At 54.6% G+C, this 22,675-nt stretch carries 18 protein-coding genes; 5 read left to right on the top strand and 13 right to left on the bottom strand.

What is annotated here, in order from left to right; all coding sequences use genetic code 11:
* Window positions 1-6: 6 nt before the first annotated feature.
* On the top strand, window positions 7-1,032 hold the full coding sequence (locus H7849_RS12860; protein ID WP_186739700.1) for a hypothetical protein: 1,026 nt from the start codon (window positions 7-9) through the stop codon (window positions 1,030-1,032).
* On the opposite strand, the gene H7849_RS12855 is transcribed toward H7849_RS12860, so the two are convergent.
* From H7849_RS12855 to H7849_RS12835, 5 genes are all read right to left on the bottom strand, one after another.
* Entirely contained in the window at window positions 1,033-1,947 is a 915-nt protein-coding gene (locus tag H7849_RS12855) for an N-acetylglucosamine kinase (protein WP_186739698.1), read from the bottom strand.
* A gap of 25 nt (window positions 1,948-1,972) precedes the next feature.
* Complete coding sequence (locus tag H7849_RS12850) at window positions 1,973-3,241, bottom strand: alkaline phosphatase family protein (RefSeq protein ID WP_186747031.1); 1,269 nt, start codon at window positions 3,239-3,241, stop codon at window positions 1,973-1,975.
* An 86-nt stretch (window positions 3,242-3,327) separates the two neighbouring features.
* A complete protein-coding gene (locus H7849_RS12845; protein WP_186747030.1) occupies window positions 3,328-3,873 on the bottom strand; it encodes a DUF4337 domain-containing protein in 546 nt (181 codons plus the stop codon).
* A gap of 81 nt (window positions 3,874-3,954) precedes the next feature.
* Complete coding sequence (locus H7849_RS12840; RefSeq protein WP_186747029.1) at window positions 3,955-5,253, bottom strand: amidohydrolase family protein; 1,299 nt, start codon at window positions 5,251-5,253, stop codon at window positions 3,955-3,957.
* Between the two features lie 77 nt (window positions 5,254-5,330).
* Entirely contained in the window at window positions 5,331-7,091 is a 1,761-nt protein-coding gene (locus H7849_RS12835) for a glycoside hydrolase family 9 protein (protein WP_251106774.1), read from the bottom strand.
* A gap of 161 nt (window positions 7,092-7,252) precedes the next feature.
* Here H7849_RS12835 and H7849_RS12830 point away from each other — a divergent pair, with 161 nt between their 5' ends.
* Window positions 7,253-8,479 carry a glycoside hydrolase family 18 protein gene (locus tag H7849_RS12830; protein WP_251106773.1) on the top strand — a complete coding sequence of 409 codons (1,227 nt, stop codon included), beginning with the start codon at window positions 7,253-7,255 and terminating at the stop codon, window positions 8,477-8,479.
* A 3-nt stretch (window positions 8,480-8,482) separates the two neighbouring features.
* On the opposite strand, the gene H7849_RS12825 is transcribed toward H7849_RS12830, so the two are convergent.
* The 8 genes from H7849_RS12825 to H7849_RS12790 form a co-directional block, all read right to left on the bottom strand.
* On the bottom strand, window positions 8,483-9,754 hold the full coding sequence (locus tag H7849_RS12825) for a tagaturonate epimerase family protein (protein WP_186747028.1): 1,272 nt from the start codon (window positions 9,752-9,754) through the stop codon (window positions 8,483-8,485).
* A gap of 71 nt (window positions 9,755-9,825) precedes the next feature.
* Complete coding sequence (locus tag H7849_RS12820; protein ID WP_186747027.1) at window positions 9,826-10,590, bottom strand: DUF169 domain-containing protein; 765 nt, start codon at window positions 10,588-10,590, stop codon at window positions 9,826-9,828.
* 69 nt (window positions 10,591-10,659) lie between these two features.
* Window positions 10,660-10,965, bottom strand: a complete 306-nt coding sequence (locus H7849_RS12815) for a heavy-metal-associated domain-containing protein (RefSeq protein ID WP_186747026.1) — start codon at window positions 10,963-10,965, stop codon at window positions 10,660-10,662.
* Between the two features lie 18 nt (window positions 10,966-10,983).
* Complete coding sequence (locus tag H7849_RS12810) at window positions 10,984-11,997, bottom strand: ABC transporter substrate-binding protein (protein ID WP_222439809.1); 1,014 nt, start codon at window positions 11,995-11,997, stop codon at window positions 10,984-10,986.
* Between the two features lie 34 nt (window positions 11,998-12,031).
* Entirely contained in the window at window positions 12,032-12,814 is a 783-nt protein-coding gene (locus H7849_RS12805) for an ABC transporter permease (RefSeq protein WP_186747023.1), read from the bottom strand.
* Window positions 12,811-13,575 (bottom strand): ABC transporter ATP-binding protein, encoded by a 765-nt coding sequence (locus H7849_RS12800; RefSeq protein WP_222439808.1) that lies wholly within the window; start codon window positions 13,573-13,575, stop codon window positions 12,811-12,813. The genes H7849_RS12805 and H7849_RS12800 overlap by 4 nt, the downstream gene beginning before the upstream one ends.
* Before the next feature lie 24 nt (window positions 13,576-13,599).
* The gene (locus H7849_RS12795) at window positions 13,600-14,358 is read right to left on the bottom strand and encodes an ABC transporter permease (protein ID WP_186747022.1); all 759 of its coding nucleotides are present in this window, start codon (window positions 14,356-14,358) and stop codon (window positions 13,600-13,602) included.
* Window positions 14,359-14,542: 184 nt separating this feature from the next.
* Entirely contained in the window at window positions 14,543-16,018 is a 1,476-nt protein-coding gene (locus tag H7849_RS12790; RefSeq protein WP_251106772.1) for an alginate export family protein, read from the bottom strand.
* 564 nt (window positions 16,019-16,582) lie between these two features.
* Between H7849_RS12790 and H7849_RS12785 the strand changes: the two genes are divergently transcribed.
* From H7849_RS12785 to H7849_RS12775, 3 genes are read left to right on the top strand one after another with little or no spacing between them, the layout of a single operon-like run.
* Window positions 16,583-20,026, top strand: coding sequence for a CRTAC1 family protein (locus H7849_RS12785; protein ID WP_186747021.1), 3,444 nt, complete (start codon window positions 16,583-16,585; stop codon window positions 20,024-20,026).
* Window positions 20,023-21,819 (top strand): CRTAC1 family protein, encoded by a 1,797-nt coding sequence (locus H7849_RS12780; RefSeq protein WP_186747020.1) that lies wholly within the window; start codon window positions 20,023-20,025, stop codon window positions 21,817-21,819. The genes H7849_RS12785 and H7849_RS12780 overlap by 4 nt, the downstream gene beginning before the upstream one ends.
* Entirely contained in the window at window positions 21,816-22,670 is an 855-nt protein-coding gene (locus H7849_RS12775) for an RnfABCDGE type electron transport complex subunit D (protein ID WP_186747019.1), read from the top strand. Before H7849_RS12780 ends, H7849_RS12775 begins: the two co-directional genes overlap by 4 nt.
* Window positions 22,671-22,675: the final 5 nt, after the last annotated feature.

The raw sequence follows: 22,675 nt of genomic DNA, 5'->3' as shown, positions 1-22,675 counted from the left end.
GAGTTCATGACAAAATTCAAATCGTTCATTCTGCTGGCTGTGGTCTTCCTGTTGACGCAGGCTGCTCATGCTGCGTCGACGTCTGCTTGCAGCGACATTCCGCATGCAGATCATCCGAAAGCAATACTCTCGAACGGAGATGTAGAGGCGGTTGTCTTTCTGCCTGATCCCGAGCGCGGCTACTACCGCTCCACACGATTCGACTGGTCGGGAGTGATCGGGTGTGCTTCATACAAAGGGCATGCGTTTTGGGGCGAGTGGTTTTCGAAATACGATCCACTTATCAACGATTCCATCACCGGGCCGGTGGAAGAGTTTCGCTCGCAGGACGGAGCTTTGGGCTACAGCGATGCCAAGCCGGGCGATCCTTTCGTGAAGGTAGGAGTTGGCGTTCTCCGCAAAATCGACGACTCGCCTTACAAGTTCGGTACCTTCTATCCGATCGTCGATACTGGAAAGTGGACGGTACATACCAGCAAGCGGTCGATTACGTTTGAGCAAAAGCTTCAGTCGCCCATCGGTTTTGCCTACATCTATAAGAAGACGCTGGAACTGGATAAGGCCGGTGCAGTGATTGCGCTCAAACATCAGGTGAAAAACATTGGATCCAAACCAATTGTGACCGATGTTTACGATCATGATTTCTTCATGTTCGATGGACGGGCAACCGGTCCGGGAATGACAGTGCGTTTTCCCTTCACTCCCAAAATTCAGGATTCACCCGATACCCACTTCGATCTATCAATGGCAAAGATCGAGGGCAATACCATTTCGTATTTGCAGGAACTGCAGCCTCACCAGACGGTCGCGGGCTACATTACGGGATATTCGGACAAGGCGGCCGATTACGACATCACCGTCGAAGATCAGACCGCTGGCGTTGGAATTCAGCAAACGTCAGATTCGCCGATCGCGAAGTTCTATCTCTGGTCGATTCGCACGACTATTTCGCCGGAAGCATATATCCATCTGGATGTCGCGCCGAAGCAAACGCAAAGCTGGACGATCCGATATCGTTTGTTCGTCAAGTAACTAGTGGACGCGATTGCGGGCTCTCCATAAAGCGCCGATGACAGGATCCACTGCCTCTGGCAAGACTTCGACGGTAGGCAGCGCGCGATGGATGGTTTCCACCATGCTTTCGCGGACGAACGCAACGCTCTTCAGGATGCCTCCGACAAAGGCGATTCCCGGAAATGGCGCATCGGGTTCCAGCGCGCGAAGTCTGCGGACGGCATGCACTGCATTTTCGCCGAGCATCTGGCCGCCGAGTCGCAGAACGTCGAGTGCGACGCCGTCGCCAGCCTCCGCACATTCCACTACCAGCGGCGCGAGCTGGGAGAAGTCAGGAAACGGTGTCTGGTTGCCGATGTTTGCCAAATCTCCGAGAGTAGCCGCCGACCAGAATCGCATCACCTTTTCGATAATCATCGTCGGCTGCTGGAAGTCATGCGCCCGCAGCGCTCGCTTGAGACCCTCATGTCCGATCCAGTAGCCGGAGCCTTCGTCGCCCAGCGCTGAGCCCCATCCGCCTACGTTGAAGGTTTCGCCTGTGCTGGTACGGCCAAGGATGTTCGAACCTGTACCGCCGATCACCAGCACGCCTGCTTGTCCGGGAAAGGCAGCGTCAAGAGCTGTGGTTTCGTCTCCGACGACGAAAATTTGACCGCCCGCGTGACGCGAGATGATTTGCTCCATCCACTCTTTCGTCTGCGGAAAGCGCACGCCTGCCGTTCCGACGCAGGAAACGGCGACCTGTTTCAGGTCAATGCCGCTCTGCTTAGAGATTTCGTCGAGCAGGCCACGCATATTCGCCTCAGCCTGTGCAGCCGTAACGCGCAGCGGCTTGATGCTGCCATTCTGTGTGCGGGCAATGACATTGTTTTCGTCGGCGAGGGCGCAGTCGGTTTTGGTGCCGCCTGCGTCAAATCCAAGATAAAGGGCCATTCGTTCTGCTTTCTATTTTTGACGATTATCGAGCCGCATCTGTAAGGGCGGTGGAGAGAATGTTGAGGCTGCCATCGGTGGGCGGCGCTTGCAGTTCGAGGATCTTCGCGATGAATGGATACACATTCACGTTTTCAAAAGGCTTAAGCGTGACGCCCTGGCGTATATCGGGGCCGGCGGCAAAAAAGGTGGCCTTCATCTCGGGCACATCTCTTGGGTCGTAGCCATGCATCCCCATCGTCGGAGTGTGATCCTGCTCTCCGGCCTCTGGGCCGCGCGCGCGAATGGCGTGCGCGCCTTTAGGTACGATGATGGGATCTCCAGCGCGTGGGTTGCTGTTGTAGTGCAGCCACGAGGGCATCTGAGCGCGGCGATAGACGACGAAGTTGCTGTCAGCTGCTTTGAGTTTCTCGTAAGCCCTCTCGACGTCGGTTTCTGAATTGCCATAAAGGAGTGATCCGACAGTTGTGAAATTGGACAGGTCGGTGTACTGATCGAGGTTGATCCACGGACCTTCTTCGCGGGCCATACCGTGATCGCTGAGGACGATCAGGTCAACAGGCAGGTGTAACGCGTCGAGGCGGTCGTGCAGTTTTCCGATCAGCGAGTCGACTTCTTTCACGGCTTCAGCGACCTGGGGGCTGTTTGGGCCGTGCTCATGCCCGGCATGGTCGACATTCGAGTAATACAGCGTAATCAGGTGAGGGCGCTTGTCTTCCGGCAGTTTGAGCCATGCCACCACCTGGTCGATGCGCTCCTCGTCGGGAAATTTATTGTCGAAATGCAGATAGTAGCTTGGACGCACACTCCGAATGGCAGCTTCTGACCCCGGCCAGAAGAAACAGGCGGAGCGCATGCCCTGCTGCTCGGCCAACACCCATAGCGGCGTGCCGCCATACCAGGTGCCATCGCCGTTCGTCTTGGAGTCGGTATAGGAATACCGTTCTTTCCGTTGCTCATCGTAAAAGCTGTTGGCGACGATGCCGTGGTGTTCGGGATAGAGGCCTGTCACCAAGGTGTAGTGATTTGGGAATGTGAGCGAGGGGTACGACGGGATCATGCCGTCGGGCGCGCTCGCGCCCTGCTTCGCAAGCGCCAGCAGGTGAGTTGCGCCGTACTTTTTCGCGTAGTCGTAACGGAAGCCATCGAGCGAGACGAGCACAACGTAGTGCTTCCGTTCCTGAACGAGTGCGTTGGGCCCATTGTCGACGGTAATGACTGGCGCGGTCTGCGCCAGTGTGAAGACGCTGCAAAGCAGGAGGGCCGTAAAGAAGAGGCGGAGCCGGGTAAGCATGTTTGTTTCCACGAACAGATTACTTTATCGTTCGTCTGAAATGGGGCGCAGGCCAATATTCTCCGCCCGTCAAAGGCTTCGTTTCGTTAGAGATGCAGAAGCAGAACGGTGACGCAGACGGCCATCCCCGCAATTCCGAACCCCATGCCGAGATACCAGTAGGCGCGTTGCCGCGTGAGCAAAGTTATTGAGGTGACAACGAGACCGATTTCGAGAAGAGCCTCACCTAGATCAAAGCGGTTGGCTTTACGCTCAGATCGTCTTACCTCGGCTTCAAACTCATGAGCCTTATCTTCTTCCTGTTGCAGGTCGGCGCCCCATTTGTCCGAATGAGCTTTGTAGCCGTCCATCAGTTTCTTTGCCTTGTCGTCATGGACGGCAAGAATGGACAAGATGTCAGAGGTCAATTGCGTTTCATTCAGACGGATTTTCTTTGCCTGGTATTCATTCCATTGATCACTGGCCCTGGCTTGGGCAAGGACTGCCTCCGTGTGCGTGCGGTGTCCAAGCACTGTGGAAATGGCCACGAGCACGGCGAGTACGCTCATGGTGAAGCTTACGGGGCGAAGGCTGGGATTTCTGGCAGCCTGTTCATGTTCTTCCTGCAATTCCTGCGCTTCATTCGGTTCCATGTCTGGGTGATGTTCCGTCCAATGAGTTGATCTTATTTGTGGGATGTTACAGAGGTGTCGCTGACGACTCCCCTCGTCTACTTATTTAGCGTAAAGCCTGGCGGCATTGTCATGCAGGTATCCGTGGGCGAAGGCGAGAGCCTGGTCATTGGTGACCTCGTGGTTCAAAAGCATTTCCGTGAGCGCTGCAGCAAGCGCTACCCGCGCAGAGCGGACGGCGATCCAATAACTCTCCTCGGCGCCTACGGCTTCACTGAACGGAAAAGCATCGGAGCCAAATACGACTTTATCTGGAAATAGCAGCAGCCAATGGCGCAGCACATTCTTTAAATCGGCGGGATAAAGATATAGGCCCATCAGCGATGAGTCGAGGTAGACATTCTTGCGTGTGGTCAGCCAGATGGCCTGCTCCTGAAACGGATATCCACCATGCAACAGCACAAATGTGGTGCTGCTGTAGCGTGGATCCCTCAATACGTTTTCGAGCTGGAGAGCCGTGCCGTTCGAGACGCTGTAATAATCGCCGATGCCGACAGCAGAGTGGATTTGGACCGGGAGATGCAGGCGTCCTGCTTCGCTGATCAGGTAGCGGAATAGATAATCCTGAAAGTCCTTGTATTCCGCTTCCGAAGGGGTGCCACCGTTCCGATACTTTGCATAGGTGGTTTCTGCAGTCTGCTTTGGAGGGTCATCGAAATGGAGCGGGCGAAAATAGGCTATTTCAAACTTGATGCCGACGCCACAGTGCTGCTTGTTGTCTTCAAGCAGGCGGGTTGCGAATCTCAGGTAGTCATCAAGTGTTGCAGGAGGTTGTTGCAGCTTCTCCTGCGATAGCTCGTTCTTGAGTTTCTTTTCCTGGAGCGGAATGAAAACTGCAAGGTCGCCATTCCGGGCGATGAGCGCATGATTATTGAACGGGAAAAGAAGGGAATCGACGAAGAAGACCCAGAGAAAACGCTTTGGAGAAAGATAGGTGCCAAGTTCGACGCGGTTGGCGACTGCCTGCTCTATGTTTAGCTCGTCAAGAAGCGTATCAAAATATTGATAGCCCTTCTCTTCCTGCTTCAGTTGGGCCTTCTTTTTTGCCAGCCACTGCAGGTGTTCCGGCGAATTGTCGTCAAAGGGATAGCCGAAGAGTGCTTTTGAGGCAGCGATGAGCTCGGGGTTCTCTGCTCTAAGACGGAAGGCCGCGCTTGCGTCGGGCGGCGAAACCATCGCATCGACATTCGAGTCGTCAGCGAAGCCGGGGTGGCCGTGATTGTCGAAGATCGGAATGGCCTCGATCGCCTTAAGCAGGCGGTCGTAGGTCTGCTGATACTCAGCCGGGGTAGCCGGAACTGCTTCCGGTAATTGCTGCGCGGAGACTCTGCTTGTCGGCAAGAGGAGAAATACGCAGACTAGCGATGCCGTCCTTCGACCGAGCGCGGCTGTTAGTGAAAAACATTCTGAAAATGGAGTCATCGGCGTGGAAGGCTCACTGCGTATAGATACCATGCTGCATGCGGAAGCCATTGCTCCGTCCAGCGCCAGTCGTCATCTTTTCCAGTGACAGCATAGCCTTCGTTGAAGGCGATTCCGTCTTCGTTGTCAGATGCTGCAGTAATGCCATTGAGGATCGAGCCGGGCGCATTCGTGTACTTGTATGACTTAAAGAACATGTACGGTGCATTCCGATGTCCGCTGCCAATCAGCATGCTGGCGTCGAAAGGGTTGCGTCCCAGAATCCAGTGCAATTGGTTCCACGCATAGGTTTCCAGCTGCGACTGAAAGCCGGGATCTGCTGCGAAGAGCGGAGCAGCCATGCGTGCGGCAGCTGCCATTGAGGCGAGCCGTGCGTCTTCTCCCTGCCACCATGGGGCTGCTTCCGTGTCGTAGGGAAAGAAGAAGGCAGTGCGTACCTGGCCATTGCCCATTCGGACGATTTGTCGCGCGTATCCAAACGGGTTGTTGACTTCGCCAGTCACCGCAAGTTCGAAACGCAGTGATTTTTCCACTGCAGCAGTAATTCGTTCCTGCTGCGTTGCATCGGCAATCTGCCTGTATTCAAGAAGGCTTATGATCGGCAGTCCCGCGTCGGAAGGGTGAAAGAACGGGCGCTTGCCATCATCTGCGCGCCAATAATCGTGAAATGCATCATTAGTCGTGAGCCGCGACATCAGTCGATTGGCGCGTTTGTTGGCAGCATCGCGGTAGAGCTGATTCTTTGTCGCTCGATACAATTCGGTGGCAGCCATGAGTGCGCAGTAATCGTCGAGTATGTTTTCTTTCCCGTCATTGAGCAGTTCGACGTTATGCGCATTCAGGAATTGAAACGCTTGTTCGGCCGTACGGATGTACGTGGCGCGTGAGAAATCTCCCTGTTCAGGCATGGTGCCAGCGAGGGCCAGAGCTGCGATCGCCATGCCGCCACCTGCGCGAAAGCTGGCTTCATAGGCATGCGGGCCGTTGGCGGCCCCAATGCGCTCAGTGGAATCCGAGGTACTTGTCTTGATTTGCGTGTGCCAGTTTGGGTTGCCGATGGCGCGATCCTGCGGGAGCTTGTCCTTCCCAGGGCCAGTAATGGATTCGAAAAACGAACCGTTGGGCCGTTTGATGCGAACCAGGTAATCTGCTCCATACAGGCCCTCGTCAAGGAGGCGCCGTTCGTACTCGCTGAAGTTGTCATCGTGACGCGCCTGAAGCGCCAAATAGCTTTTCAGAAGGGACCAGGCTACAAGTGGCACTTGCTGCGGATTGAAATATGAGGTTGGATTTTGATGCGAGAGATGAATTCCATAGTCGCCCGTCGCGTCGTACCAGCCGCCGTGAACGTCAACAAAGCCGTTACCATGCGGGAGACGCAGGTGACTGTCCGCACGATCGATTAAACCGCTGGAGCGTTGGCCCTTAAAGTAATAGATCACGTTAGAGAGCGTGCTGCGTTCGAGAAGATTGCTTTCGATTTCGAAGGGACACGATCGCACAGGGCCTGCGTCGGTTCTCGTCTCGATTTCATAGTGGCCGGCCTTTTGCCACGTTGAAAAGTCTGCTGTCCAGAATGTCCATTGATCCCATGCATGGACCGTTCCGGAAGGCTGCACGGCGCCCTGGAAAACCGCCTTGCCAGTATCCGAGTCGATAAGCGTGAACTGCTGTGGATGGCCGGCTTTTGTGCCTTCGATGATGGCCTGTTTTGGGGCCGACGATTCGTATCCGACCTGGTCGACCAGAACACGCACTTGCGCCAGAGATGTCGAAGCAAAAAACACAGAGAGGCCAAAAGCGAGAAGGTGCTTGCTAGTGTGTATGATTTTTCCAGTCCTTTCTGGTCAGTTTTTGCAATATAAATCATTTGTGCTGCGCACGGCGCGTTCCGATGAAAGGCGCACAGGAGACAGGATTGAGGGAGCATATTTTTGCGGGTTTGATGCTCGATTTGCCGGGTCCACAGTTCTTACTTCGTTCCTTGAAGCGCAGCATCTGCCTTTGTTGCGTGATGCTGCCGTTTCTAGCGTTACCTCGTCTGTTTGCCAGTACGCCTGACAAGGTGTCGCAGCCCGCAATCGTCGCTTATGTTTTTCCGGGGAACTCGCTCATTCAGCCAGGCGATATCGCGGCCCGCAAGTTAACTCGAATCAATTTTGCTTTTGCCTTGATTCAGAACGGAAAAATCAGCACGGAAGACCCGCAGGACGCCGCCAATTTGGCGACGCTTGTTTCGCTCAAGAAAGAGAATCCCGGGCTTACGGTTTTGATTTCGGTGGGTGGGTGGCTTGGGTCAGGAAAGTTTTCCGACATGGCGCTGACGAGGGAAAGCCGCGGCATTTTCACTCAGAGTGTCCTCGCGTTCATCGAGCAGTACCAGTTCGACGGGCTGGATGTTGATTGGGAGTATCCCGGTTCGGTCGGCGCGGGGAACAAATTCCGGCCCGAGGATAAACAAAACTACACGCTGATTCTAGCTGAGCTGCGTCAACAGTTTGATCGCGAAGAGAAGAAACTGCATCGTCGATTATTTCTTACGATTGCCGCTGGTGCTTCCAGTGAATTTCTTGAGCATACGGAGATGGGCAAGGTTCAGAAGTATGTCGATACGGTCAACCTGATGGCGTATGACTACTATGAGCCCGGTTCTGATACGACGACTGGAAATCACGCGCCGCTATTCGCCGATCCGCTTGATCCTAAGAAAATATCCGCAGACAGATCTGTTGAGGAGTACGAGCAGGCCGGTGTGCCTGCGGCGAAGATTGTGCTGGGTGTGCCGTTCTACGGGCATGTTTGGGGACAGGTGCCAGACCGCAATCACGGACTTTTCCAGCAGGGTAAGCCAGTCCCCAACGCTTTTGCCGATTACAAAAACATCTCGACGAACATGCTAAGTAATGGTTTCTCGCGTTATTGGGATGCCGCTGCTTCCGTGCCCTATCTCTACAACGCAGCACAGCAGATCTTTGTTTCCTACGAGGATCCGGAGTCGCTCGCACTGAAGTGCAAGTATGTCAATGACCACCAGCTAGGCGGCATCATGTTCTGGGAGTACGAAAGCGATCCCTCGGGAAAACTTCTCGATGCGATTGACATAAGCCTGCATCACGAGCAATCGGCGAGTATGGGACAACCATAGCCTTCAGGAAGAATGTCTTCCTAGAAAAACGGGGGCGATGTGTCGATCGAAGAGGTTTTCCGTCACGTTTCGAGCGATGATAGCTTCGTTGGCATCGAGCAATTCAAGGTACCGGCTGCCCATCTTTGCAGCGACCTTGAAACCGACATGAAGAAGTTGCCGCAAGCTGTTGTTGTAACCCGGCGATTCAGGATTGTGGCGTAGTGCAGCGGTGTACTGGTCTGAAGACCAGCGGGCCACGTCGTTGGGGGTTGGGAGCTTTGCGGGGTCGATGTTGATGACTGTCGCATAAGGCGCGCACAATTCCTCGCGGTGATCATAGGCCTGCTTGTAGATCTCTTTTGCCAGATCGAGGCTTTCGTCGCCTGCTTCGGCCAGTCCGATCAGTTCCTCAAGCCAGGTAGTACCAGCTGTTTTGAGGTGCACTCCCGTGTCGAATCTTTGGATGGTTCGATGAATGGGAGCGTAGATGGAAAACTTGTCGCTGCCGGAATGGACGCTGAGTTTCAGGTTTTGCGGCAAATCATAATGCTTCACGGCGTGTGCGATGGTGGCTACGTCGAGTGCGAACTCCTTCTCAAATTGAGTGACATTACCGACGTAGTCCACGCCTTTGTTGAATCTGCCACTGAACTTTGGCGCGATCGTCTGAAGCGGGATTCCTGCGTCAGCAGCGGCGGCGAGAATGATGAGGAGTTCGGCAGGTGTTTGCGGCGAGTCGGTTTCGTCCATCGAAACCTCGGTCACAAAGTTCCCCGCACCTTGATTCGCCTCGATTTTCTTGTAGATCGAGGCTGCTTGTTGGATTGCTGCAAGGAATTTGCTAGAGACCTTTTGCAGGAATTCGGTGCTGATCGTCAGAGGTTGATCGATACCATCAATCTTGATTTCGCCGAGCAGTTCAAGGTGCGATTTTAGAAATGAATCGATGATGGACGGTTCAGCCGGGTTACCGATGAAATCGGCAACGTCGATGGTGAAGAAGTCGCATGCGTTGAAGAATCGGTCCACGGTGCCGATACCGATGTGGTCGGCATCGCAGAAGTACGGTTTAGTCCAGGCGAGAGCCTTCACAGCTGCATCCGCTGCAACACGTGTAGATACGGGCTCGGAACCGATGATCGCGTGCTCGCGGTTCGACTTATTCCAGACAGGAATTACTTCAACACCCGACTCAGAGGCTTGCATGCAGGCTCTGAGCTGCGCCTTTGCCTGATGAGCAAAGCGGTCTCCAACGCCTAGCGAATACTTCGGCAATTTGATCGCGCTGCTCACCCTCGCCTCCAGTGGTATGACCACTGTATCATGCAGAGTGTTGAACTTCTTGTGAGCCGCTTTACGCCCCCTCAGGCAGATTCCATTGCTCTGAGCGAGTCTTGAATCGATGGAGCCAGACCTGCGTTCACATCGCGGCGCCGGATCTGATGGAATCTGGACAGCACTGCATTGGCGCTGGCGAGCGCTTCAATGCGCTCTGTGTAGGCGTTCAGCTTTGCGCCGGGAATTGCAAAGATGGCAACATCATCGGTCAGGGTATCAAGGTAAGCTCGAGCACCACAGCAGCCAAGGCTCAATGCCGCGCGCCCGGTATTCATGACTTGAGGCACGATGGCGCATGCTGGACGTCCCATTGCGGGAGCGTTCTGATGTTCCACTTGCTGCGCTGCTTCTGAGAGGATAAGCGTCTGGTTTGCATTGACGAAGAGCAGGACGACATCTGGAGACAGCGCTGTTTCAGACAAGGGCGCGTAGATGACATGGGAAGGCTGCGTCTCCAGGGCCGGAATCATTGGCAGGTCTTCTTCACGAACGTAGCCAAGCTGGGCAAAGACCTTGAGAGCATCCATCAAATCAGTTTGCTGTGCCGGAGATGGTTGCAGGTGATGGGTGTAGACGCCAATCGCACAAAGCTCATGGTCCCCAGACGACGTTGCGAAAGCTTCGGTCGCAGCGTCCTGCCAGAAGCGGCATCCGGCGGGAACGCGACCCTGATGCTTATCGATTCCGTCTGGCACAGAATCTGCGAAACAAATGGCAATCGGAGGTTGCTGCAAATCGAGGCAGTTGGCTAGATTCTTTGCAGTCTCCACGTAGTTTGTATTCTGCGACATGTTCTACCTGACTTATTCGACTGAAGTTGTATTGCGCTATGTTCTCGAAACAAGTTCTGAAGCCGAATCTCAGCTTCGATGCTCTGGCTCTGCAGTGAAGCCGATCTCTGCTATGAATGCCTTCAGTCGATCTTCCGTGACCGTGGCTGGCTGGTACTTGATCGTTGCGGAAGCGTCGGGATAGCTGGCCTTGACCCACAGGACACCCTTTTGTTGGCGCAGCAATGTTTCAAGCCCAACAGCGCATGTGACGCAGGTGAACCCCTTCACCTTATAAGTGATGGTGTTGGTATCGGCTGCCTCCAATGGTGTGATCGTCGTCAGGCTGGTGGCCCCTGCAACAGTCATAAGCTGAATGAATCGTCTGCGTAACATTCTGTTTCTCCTGGATATCTACTTGGCTGTTGCGATGCCGGGTTGATACTTCCATGCGGTCTGGATACTCGCATTGTCAGAGAAGCGAGTATCGGTGTACTCGGAGAAATCGATCTTTTTATTCAGAACGCCGGTTTCGATCATCAGATCGCGAACCATATCGAAATCGGCTTTGCGTGGCGAAAGCTGACTGTACACAACCCTGTCCAGCGGATGCGTAAGCGCCCAGCGCAGCAGCGCCGGTTTTTGATTGTAGTAATAGCGGCCTACGAAATCGGCAGCGTCTTCGCGGTAAGGCTTGCCTTTGTCGAGCCACAGACCGGATCGGGCAATCCCGTCTACCAATACCTGCACTGCTTCGGGCCGCTTATCGATCAGGTCCTGACGCACAACCAGAATGCACGACATGTAGTCCGGCCAGTAATCACGCGCCTGGAAAAGAACTCGGCCGAAGCCTCCCAGTTCAGCCTGCGATGGGAAAGGCTCGCCCATGACGAAGCCATCGATCGCGCCAGCAGCAAGCGCGCCGGACACATCTGGCGGGGCCATTTCCACCATCTTGATATCTCCCGGCTTCATGCCCCAAACCTTCATCGCGCGAAACAAGATCAGGCGCTCGTCAGAAAATCGGCTGGGAATGGCGACAGTGCGGCCGCGCAAGTCAGTGAAATTCTTTACAGGTCCGTTTTTGCGAACGACCAGAGCACTGCCATAACGATGGCCCAAATAGACAACCTTGATGGGAACCCCTTGCGATACCAGCGCGATCGCCAGCGGCGCGACAACAAACGCCGCCTGCACCTTGTTCGAGATCAGTGCTTCTTTAATCTCAGGAAAGCCCTGAAACATGCGCGGGAAAAAAATCTCGCCGTTCTCTGAAAATTTCGAGATGTAGTCCGTCACCGGGCACGTGAGCTGGCAGGTGACAGGAATGTAGGCCACGACAACTTTGCGTTTACCCGGCGGACGGAAATCGTTGAGAACCGCGCCCCAGTTGACATTCAGGTAGCAATGGAGCGCAGTGATTAACACCAGCCATCCGGCTGTGCAGACTAAAATTTTGCCTTTAAGACTCACTGCGGAACCCCCAACGAACAGGCTTCAGCCTCTCCAGCCGGCGAATACCAAAGTCAAGCACAAGACCAATCAGTCCGATCAGTAGAATCGCCGCGACGACAAGGTCATATCGTTTCCCGGAATTGCGCGAATCGATGACCAGGTATCCGAGGCCTGAATCGACAGCGATCATCTCCGCCGCGACGACGACCAACCACGCTATGCCAAGCGCAATACGCAAACCGACAAGAATCTGCGGAAGCGCGGCTGGAAAGACAACCCGTGCGAGAAGCTGTGGTGGAGTCAATCCAAAATTGCGGCCGGTGCGCCGGAATACCGAAGGTACATTGGAAACGCCATTGATGCAGGCCACGACGATCGGAAAAAATGCGCCTAGAAAGATCAGAAAAATAGCAGCCGAGTCGCCTATGCCAAAAAAGATGATGGCTACTGGAATCCACGCGATTGGGCTGATAGGCCGCAGAATCTGCATCGCGGGATTCACGACCTGATTTGCCGCCGGATACCAGCCGAGCATGAGCCCAACCGGGATGCCAAGCAGCACAGCTGCCCCGAAACCGATGGCAACGCGGCGCAGGGAATCGCGAATGTCGGCCCATAGTACATGGTGCTGAAACAGCCCGACCAGTCCCTTCTCGACGCTACTGGGCGAGGGAAAGACTTTGGTCGCCGTCCAGATGACAGAGTAGTGCCAAAGCGCGAGCAGCAGCCCTGTCGCGAGAAGCGGCCAGAAGAATTTCTCCCATTTCCGTGGTTCTGCAAGTGAGTTCATACGTGGTGGGCTAGTCCAATCTGCTTGAAAATGCCGTCACGCAGTTCCAGGTAGCGCGCCGCGCTGATATCGCGCGGATGGGATATGTCGATGTCTACGATCTGCTGAATCGTGGCGGGACGCGCGCTCATCACCACTACACGGTCGGCGAGCTGTACTGCTTCGTCAATGTCGTGCGTCACAAAGATGATGGTCTTGCGCTCCGCCTCCCATATGCGCAGCAACTCGCCGCGCATTACCAGGCGCGTAATGGAGTCAAGCGCGCCAAAGGGTTCATCTAGGAAGAGCATGTCCGGATTGACGGCCAGCGCGCGCGCGACCTCGAGGCGCTGCTTCATTCCGCCTGAAAGTTCCGGCGGATAGGCCTTCTCAAACCCCTCGAGACCGACCATCTTCATGTAGTACGCAGTGCGCTTTTCGCGTTCGGCACGTGGCAGATTAAATAAGCCGAAGCCAATATTGCCCTCGACCGTCAACCAAGGGAAGACTCCACGCTCTTGGAATACGAAAATCCGGCGAGGGTCAGGGCCGCGGACAACTTCGCCGTCGACCTGTATTTCTCCACTCGATGGAGAAAGAAAGCCAGCCATGGCATTCAGAAGCGTAGTCTTGCCGCACCCGGACGGCCCGAGCAGACATACGAACTCTCCATCCCGCACGTCAAGGTTGATATTTTCGAGTACGGCAGTACTCTTGCCGTCGCGCTTGAACGTCATGCTGACGTTCTCGACGGATAGCTTGGTCTTAAGGGCGGGAGCCACGGCGCTTTCCTTGAGTAGCAACGTCTAATCCTCCGAATAGCTCCAGCGAAAAGATTTCACTCTTTCGAGTGAGCGCATTCCCGTGTCGAGCAACAAACCGATGATGCCGATGATGACCATCCCGGCGACCACAAGGTCATATCGGTTGCCGGCGTTACGCGCATCGATGATCAGGAAACCCAGGCCAGAATTGACTGCAATCATCTCAGCGGCAACCACTACGAGCCAGGCGATTCCGAGAGTGATCCGCAAGCCGATGATCAGTTGCGGAACTACCGCCGGATACAGCACCTGATAGACAAGCCGCGCGGGTCCGAGGCCAAAATTTCGACCGGCATTTACGTAAACTGCCGGAACGCTCCTTGCGGCATTGATGGCAGTCAGCAGCAAAGGAAGAAACGATCCGAGAAAAATAAGAAAAATTGCCGCCAGATCGCCTACTCCAAACCAGAGGATCGCAATCGGAATCCAGGCGAGAGGAGAGATCGGCCGAAGAATCTGTATGATCGGATTAAACGCCATCTCCGCGCGCCGATACCAGCCGATGGTGAGGCCCAGAGGTATGGCCAGGACTGCCGCCAACAGAAATCCCCACGTCACCCGGAAGAGGGAGGCAACCACGTATTTCAAAAGCAAGCCGTGTTGGACCAGATCAGCGATGCCGCCAGCCGTTTCCCAAGGTCCCGGCAACAGATGTGCCGGCTGTCTGCGTGCTCCGATCTCCCAAAGGATGAGCAAAACTGCAATGAACAGAAGCGGACGAATCCATGCACGCAGATTCATGCTTGGTCTTCTCCCGTTCTGATGTACTGGATCGTCATCCTGGTGCGTTTGTCCTATTCACTCACAACGGCCTGGGCTACTTCGCGCATAACCGCAAAGGCGACGACTGATCTTAACTGCATGAGATGGCCTCGCGCCTCGATCAAAAGTTGGAGGCGGAGACAACTTATGTCTAGCTGAGACATTAGTGACGAGCCAGCGGTGTGTTCCAGTGATAAACCAACTCCAGGTAGCCCATTTGCGCGTTCCGGTTCGCGGGATAAATCGCTCCCACAACCGACTTGCCCCAACTGTATGCGTAGTACAGATTGACATCCAGATAGTGCGTCGCATGCCAATCGGAGCTGATGTCGAATATGGAAGTCATAGATGAATGCCCATTGCTGGGGCGTCCCGTAAATCCAAAGACCTTGTTATCGAACGCACCGCCTCCCGAATACCAGAGATCTTTACCGGAAGTCAGCTGGATCCAGTGCAGATCGCTCCGCAATTCCCACGGCTTTCTTGGGCGGTCAATCACCTGCACGAACCCATCTTCCAGGTTCATCAGGTTGTAGATCGGAAATCGAGCGTAGCCGCGCGGTGTTGGGAGCAGTTCGACAAATGTGCCGTGCTTGTTATCGCTGGGATTGTTGTCACCGCTGCTTCGAAACCATCCACTGCGGAACCATGGTGTGCTGGCAACGTGTAGGAACTGGTAGCCACCCTCGGCGGTCCAGGCACCTGCACGCTGATCCTGCGGTCCCCATTGGCCATTCTGCAAAACTCCCCAGCCGATGAAGTCGAATTGTCCAGGTCCAGCAGGGATGGCGGTGAGGAAATCAGCGCCGTACGTTCCAATGCGAATGTTCTGGTGATCAGCCTGTCGGACGGGTAGCGGCCGGTTGTCCGTTTTCGCGATGCCCGTGCGGCCATCGTGATATCCAATCGCGAACACGCGCCACAGGAAGCGATCCTTCCAGTCGGACTTGGTATAGGCAAGGTATTGAACGTCAACGTTTAGCTCCGGATTGCCGTTCATGTTGAAGACACCCTGGTTCGCGCGTGCTGCCATGGCGGTTATGTCCCATGAACCCTGACCGTAGTGAGCATCAACTCCGTCGAAGCTGCGCTGTGCAACCGTGAAGCTGAAGTTGCCTACTAACCTCTGAGCGACGCGGTTGGGCTGAAGATAGGCGAGAGTTGGATTTTTCGGTTTGGTCTCCAGCCCATCGAAGAATTCAAAGCGTCCGAGTCGTAGATTCTTATCACCTTCTCCAAAGTTGTAGCGTGCAAATGCTTGCTTCAAGAATGCCGCAGCAGGATAGGAATTGTTGCCGTTGGCGGCATAATAGGTGCCGCCAAAGCCAAGCTGACCTTGCGCGGTCACGGGGCTTACAGCATAGTCAGGAGCGTCGATGATCGTGGGCTGGGTTATCTCCAGTCGCCAGTCCCAGTTCCTGATACTTTGTGTAAGACCAAAGCGCAGCAGCGATTCACCGTATCCATAACTGTTCTGATACGGCGGCGCTTCATACCAATCCCACCCCTGAGCCCGGGCCCGATCGTAAATAAAGAAGTTTACGGAGTGAGGCGAAGAAGCAAGTTGTTGCTGCTGAGCCTGTCCGGAGAAGGTGGCTGCCGCTGACAGCAGGACTAAGAAATAAATAAAACTACGCAAATCTGCCTCCAAAAAGAACTGCTTAGTTTCCCGGGACTCTTCTTCCCGATTTGCGTGGCAGAGATTTCTACTGGTGCTTCAGCGAATCGTTCCCACTTGTCGAAGTGGAGAGCCACACAATCTTTGATCTGATCTCAGCAAACATGAATGAAGTAGGAGGACCGGGTCAACCACCTAAAGTTTGAAATTGATCTAGAACTTATAGGCAGGGATAGAGAGCAGCAACCCATAGATTGAAGCGAGAGGTGCGCTTCAATCAAAAGTTTGAAATGGTCATCAACCTTTCGGTTGATGACATTGCTGTCCTCGATGTCATTAGATTGAGTGTGCGCTGCTGTCGTCCTTATCTGTCGTGGAGACGTGTAGGCAGAAAGAGGAGAAACTGTTAGACCTCAGGAAATTACCAGGCGCCCAGTCAGGAGGTTCCCAGTTTCACAAGCCTGATTCGAATGCGATATGTTCAGTAGAACCTTCAAAATAAACGATTGCATGAGAATCAGCACACGCATTAGAGAGCTCGGGAAGACCACTCGTGAGCTTTCGGGTCGTACTGCAGTCTGCACCGTGGCTGCTTTTACTTTACTTTTCGCAGGATGTCGCTCCGCCGAGCGATTGCCTGATCCATCTTCGAAAGCCTATGCCGATTTTGTTTCCACTTTTTACGTTGGACTTGCTGCCTTGCAGGTGGGCGATGACGTTCGGGCCGAGAGCTACTTGGGAAAAGCGACGCAGCTAGTTCCTGGGGAGCCGGCCGGATGGGCTAATTGGGGCATCCTGGCGCTGCGGCAGCGTAACTTCGATTCAGCGTCGCAAAGACTGGACAGGGCACGCGAGCTTGCTCCGAAGAACGACCGCATCTCTTACTTACTGGGGCTGCTCGAAGGCGATCGCGGCAATTCGGCCAAGGCGATTGGAGACCTGCATCAGGCGATTCAGTTGAACCCCGCGAATCTTCGCGCCATCTATCAGCTCGCGTCAGAGGTGGAACGACAGGGTGACGCGAATAGCGACGCAGATTTTCAACGTCTGATGGAACAGATTCTTGCCGCGCAGCCGAATAACCTTGCGGCGTTGCTTGAATTGAGCCGCATTGCCGCAAAACGCGGTGATGCGGCGACGCTCCATTCCGCTGTGGATAAGATTGCAGCCCAATCCGGAGCGTGGCCAGCGGATGTGAAACAACAGCTGACGGCTCTGCAAGGAGCGGCGGGAGGTTCTGAGACGAGGGCAGCAGCGACGCGTTCGATTTTTCTGCGGAACGTTCTGATGCAGTTGCCAGAATTTCGGTCCAGCCTGGCAGAGATCAAGCCACAGCCCGGAGAAGAGGCGATACCCTTTGCCCATTTCCTTCGGCTGACCACCCCAGTTTTCAAGCCCGCTCCTTCTGATGAGGCAATGTCGTTCGTGGCTCAGCCGCTGCCTAATATTCCTCAGGGAAAGTGGAACTGGATCGGTGCAATTTCGTTGAACGGTTCGAGCGTTCCCGCCGTCGCGGTAGCGAACGCGCGCGAAGTGCGGCTGTCAACGGGAGCAGCCTTCGCATTTCCAGGCGGTTCCACGAACGTCGCGCCATTACCGGAGAGCATTTTGCCGGTCGACTTCAACTATGACTTCAAGATGGATTTGGTGCTTGCCGGTGCAGGTGGGCTGCGTTTCCTGCGACAGGATAACCCTGCGACATTCGTCGATGTAACCAATCAAACCAAGTTGCCAAGGGCCATCACGGACGGCTCTTATACAGGCGCCTGGGCTGTCGATATCGAGGCGGATGGTGATCTTGATATCGTCGTCGGTGCAAAAGATGGGCCGCTGACCGTCTTAAGGAACAATGGCGACGGCACTTTTTCGCCGATTCATCCTTTCAGCGGCATTTCTGGTCTGCGGCAATTTGTTTGGGCCGACTTGAATGGCGATGGAAATCCGGATGCAGGGTTGATGGACGGTTCAGGCCAACTGCATGTTTTCATCAATGACCGCTCTGGGAGATTCCACGAGCAAACGCTTCCTCCGGGTTTCTCTGGCATCAAGGCGATTGCCGTGGGAGACGTAGACCGCAATGGTATGCTTGCGCTCCTTGCCGTTGGCGGTGATGGTGCTGTTGTTGCCTTGTCCGTGGGTGAAGATAACAAGAACTGGACGACGGCCGTGATTGCGAATGTGCCAGATGCCGCGAACTATCTGGCGCACGAAGTTCGTCTGCACGTAGGCGATTTAGATAATAACGGCGCCTTTGATCTACTCCTTGCATCGGTTGATTCTGCACAACCTGCTCTCATATGGCTTCAAGGTGCAGACGGCAAGTTTGTGCAGATGAGCAAGCCTGCCGCTACGGCTATGGTTTTCGATGTAGCCGATCTGCAGGGCAATGGACGACTGGATCTTCTGGAGATTGCCGCTGATGGTCAACCTTTCCAGGGCGTGAATCGAGGAACTAAGAATTATCACTGGCAAACGATCCGGCCCCGAGCACGTCAGACAACGGGCGATCAGCGCATCAACTCTTTCGGCATGGGCGGTGATATTGAGATCCGTTCCGGACTGCTGGTACAGAAGCAGCCAATTACGAGCCCTGAGTTGCATTTTGGTCTCGGCGAACAGACGGAAGTGGATGTAGCACGCCTTGTCTGGCCGAATGGCTCCGTACGCGCTGAATTTGCGCTCAAGGCCGATCAGGAGATTGTCACAGAGCAGCGCTTGAAAGGTTCGTGCCCATTTCTCTTTGCGTACAACGGCAAGCAAATGGAGTTTGTAAAAGACACGGTGCCCTGGGGCTCAGCCATCGGTCTGCGTATCAACTCGCTTGGCCCTGCCCGCATTGAGGCAACGCAGGAGTGGTACAAAATCGGTCGCGACCAGCTTGTTCCACGGAACGGATTTTACGATCTGCGCATCACGGGCGAGCTATGGGAGACGTATTACTACGACTATCTTGCGCTTATGGCAGTCGATCATCCGGCAGGAACAGAGATATTTACCGACGAGCGCTATGCGGTGCCCCCTGTAAAGCTTGCTGTGACCGCCGTGGCGGCGCCGCAACCAATTGCGCGCGCTGTCGATGACAACGGACAAGATGTTACAGATACTCTGCGCTCCCTTGATGGCAAATACCTGGACACATTCGGGCGTGGGCAATATCAGGGCGTGACCCGCGACCATTATGTCGAGATTGATCTTGGGGATCAGGCTCCTGCGACCGGACCCCTGTGGCTGATCGCGCGTGGCTGGCTGCACCCCTCGGACTCGTCGATCAACATCGCCATGAGTCAGGGGCACCATGAGCCTCCGCACGCGCTCAGCCTTGAGGTTACCGATGGCCGCGGCGGTTGGAAATTAGCGCGGGCGAATCTAGGCTTCCCCGCAGGCCGCAACAAGACATGCCTTATTGATCTGACAGATATTTTTGTTTCCGGAGCTCCCCGCAAATTGCGGTTGAGAACGAATCTGGAAATCTACTGGGACTCGATTGAATGGGCCAGGGGACTTCCCGATTCGCCCATGAAGATTACGCGGCTCACGCCGGAGACGGCCGATCTGCATTATCGCGGCTACTCTGTGATTCATCAAGCCAACGACTCGTCTCCGGAGATTCCCGACTACAACCATTTGCTGGCGACAACGCAGATCTGGCGTGATCTCGCCGGATACTATACCCGTTACGGCGATGTTCGCCCGTTGCTGGCGGGCATTGATGATCGCTACGTCATCATGAATGCAGGAGACGAGTTGGCGCTCCGCTTTGCTGCTCCGGCGCCTCCGCCAGCGGGCTGGGTGCGTGATTACGTCATCGTCGGCGATGGCTGGATCAAAGATGGTGATTACAACTCCACCTATTCCCGGAGTGTTCAGCCGTATCCTTACCACGCTAAGACGGAATACGACACGCCGCCCGGCAAACTGGAATACGACTGGGTATACAGACATCACATGGATGATTGGCAAACGTATCAAACGCGCTACGTTACGCCGGATATTTTCGACAACGCATTGAGAGGTAACACCAGAAAATGAAGCGCGTACCAATTGCACGGATTGTATTGATTCTCTTTTTTGTGGGGCTTCTGCTGACGCCCATTGTGGTGCGGCGCATATCGTCTGAGCGCAAGGCCTCTGCTGCGACGCTCGATATCAGCTCTGCCATTGCTCGCCATGGCTTCTATCTGCAAGAGGTCTCCCACGCCTCCGGCATCGACTTTGTTCATCAGGCACCGACGCTTGATCCGAAGCTTGCGCACATCATGCCGGAAGTGGCCTCGATGGGAGCGTCAGTGTCGATTGTGGACTTCGATCGCGATGGCTGGCCGGATATCTACGTAACAGATAGCAAAGAGGGCAGCAAGAACCATCTTTACCGCAACATGCACGACGGCACATTCAAAGACGTAGCAGAAGAGATGGGCATTGCTGATGTGAACCAGGCAGGCACAGGCGTCTCTATGGGCGCCGTGTGGGGTGACTACGACAACGACGGTTATGAAGATTTGTACCTGATCAAATGGGGTCGTCCCGAGCTTTTTCACAATGACAAGGGGCACGGCTTCACCAGGGTGAGCGAAGAGGTCGGGCTGCCGCCGTGGATCAACGCAAACACGGCGCTCTGGTTCGACTATGACGGCGATGGCCTGCTCGACTTGTTCGTCGGCGGCTATTACTCGGAGGATGTCGATCTGTGGCATTTGAAGTCAACGAAAATGATGCCGGACAGCTTCGAGTACGCCAAGAATGGCGGCAGGAAATATCTCTTCCATAACCTGGGTAACGGAAAGTTTGAAGAAGTGAGTGCAAAGCTGGGGATCGTCAGCAGACGATGGGCCTTGGCTTCGGGTGCGGCAGACCTGCGTGGCACGGGACATCCTGATCTCTTTATCGCGAATGACTATGGAGTCTCGGAACTGTATCTCAATGACGGGAAGAGCTTCCATGAGGCCGGCCAGCAGAGTGGAGTAGGTTTCGCTCCCAAGAGTGGGATGAATGTTGCGTTCGGTGACATTTTTAATCAGGGCCGGTATGCGGTTTATGTCTCGAATATCTCAGAAGATGGTGTGCTGATTCAGGGGAATAATCTTTGGGTCCCCAAAGAAAATGCGTCAGGCAAAGACATCAAATTTGAGAACCTTGCCCGTGATATGGGCGTGGAACTAGGCGGGTGGAGCTTCGGGGCGCAGTTTGGCGATCTGAACAATGACGGGACGCTGGACCTTTTCCTGACGAATGGCTATGTCTCACTCAATCACAACAAGAATTACTGGTACGACTTCTCCAAGGTTGCCGGTGGTAATTCGTCCATTATTGGAGATGCTAAGGACTGGCCGGCAATGGATGGCCGAAGCCTCTCAGGTTATCAGCAAAAGCACGTGTGGTTGAATGACGGCGCTGGTAAATTCGTGGACGTGGCACAAGCGGTTGGAGTGACCGACACGCACGACGGACGCGCTGTTGCCCTTGCAGACTTGTGGAATCGGGGAGTCCTCGATGTCGTGGTAGCGAATCAGCGCGGACCGTTGCTGCTCTACAAAAACACAGTAACTCCGGGTAACGAGTGGATCGAGTTTGCGCTCGAAGGAACGAAGAGCAACCGCAGCGCTATCGGCGCGCAGATCGCATTGTTCTGGAACGGCCAGGAACAGGTTCAGGAGGTTTCCGGCGGATGCGGCTTTTCCGCGCAAAACGACCGCCGCGTCCATTTTGGATTAGGAAAGAATCCGCAGATCGAGAAAGCAGTGATTCGCTGGCCTTCGGGCAAAGTGCAAACCTTGAATGGTCTAGCGGCAGGCAAACTCTATAAGATTGAGGAGCCCGCATGAGCCAACCAGCCATTACGACTCCCGCATCGCCTTCTGGTCAGGCATCCCGGTGGAAGCAGGTATTTAGTCTCGATAACAGGTTTATTCCGCCTCTCTTTATTACGCTCATTCTGCTGGTCGGTCATCTCACATTCGGCATTCTGGAGAGCTATCAGAAGACGCTGCTTGCCATTGGTACGAGCATCGCGGCGGAGCTGGTGTTAGGCCGTATCTTCTTTCACAAATGGCCACACCTGGCCAGCGCATACATTACTGGAATCAGTGTAGGCATTCTGCTGCGTTCTCCCGGCTTCTGGCCGTACGCTCTGTGCAGTCTTCTGGCGATAACCTCCAAATATGTACTGCGCGTAAAGGGCCGCCACATCTGGAACCCATCGAATTTCGGCATTTGCGTAATGCTCTTTCTGGCAGCGGAAGCCGTCGCCAGCCTCAGCATTCAGTGGGGCAACAATCTCTGGGCAATGCTGGTCATCTGGGCGCTCGGAGCGGCGATTATCTGGCGTCTCCGCCGTTTTCACATCTGTGCTGTCTATGTCGTTTCTTTCATATTGCTCGCTCTTCTGCGCGCGAAGATTACGGGAGACCCGTGGCAGTCCGAGATTTCCCCGATAACGGGACCGGAGTATCAGCTTTTCATTTTCTTCATGATCACAGATCCGAAGACAACAGTACGTTCAAAGTTGGGGCAGTGTATTGTCGTCTTCTTCGTGGCAGTGGTTGAATTCCTTCTACGGCTGGATCAAAGCATTTATGCTCCGCTTTATGCACTGTTTATCGTCGGGCCAATTGCCATGCTGATTGAGATGTGGATGAACTCGCGCCGTTCAGCGAGCATTCCCGCACGAGCCTAACAACA

The organism is Alloacidobacterium dinghuense, assembly GCF_014274465.1.
GTDB classification, from domain to species: domain Bacteria; phylum Acidobacteriota; class Terriglobia; order Terriglobales; family Acidobacteriaceae; genus Alloacidobacterium; species Alloacidobacterium dinghuense.
The sequence above is the reverse complement of the archived record's forward strand: the minus strand, read 5'-3'. Positions and strand labels throughout refer to the sequence as shown.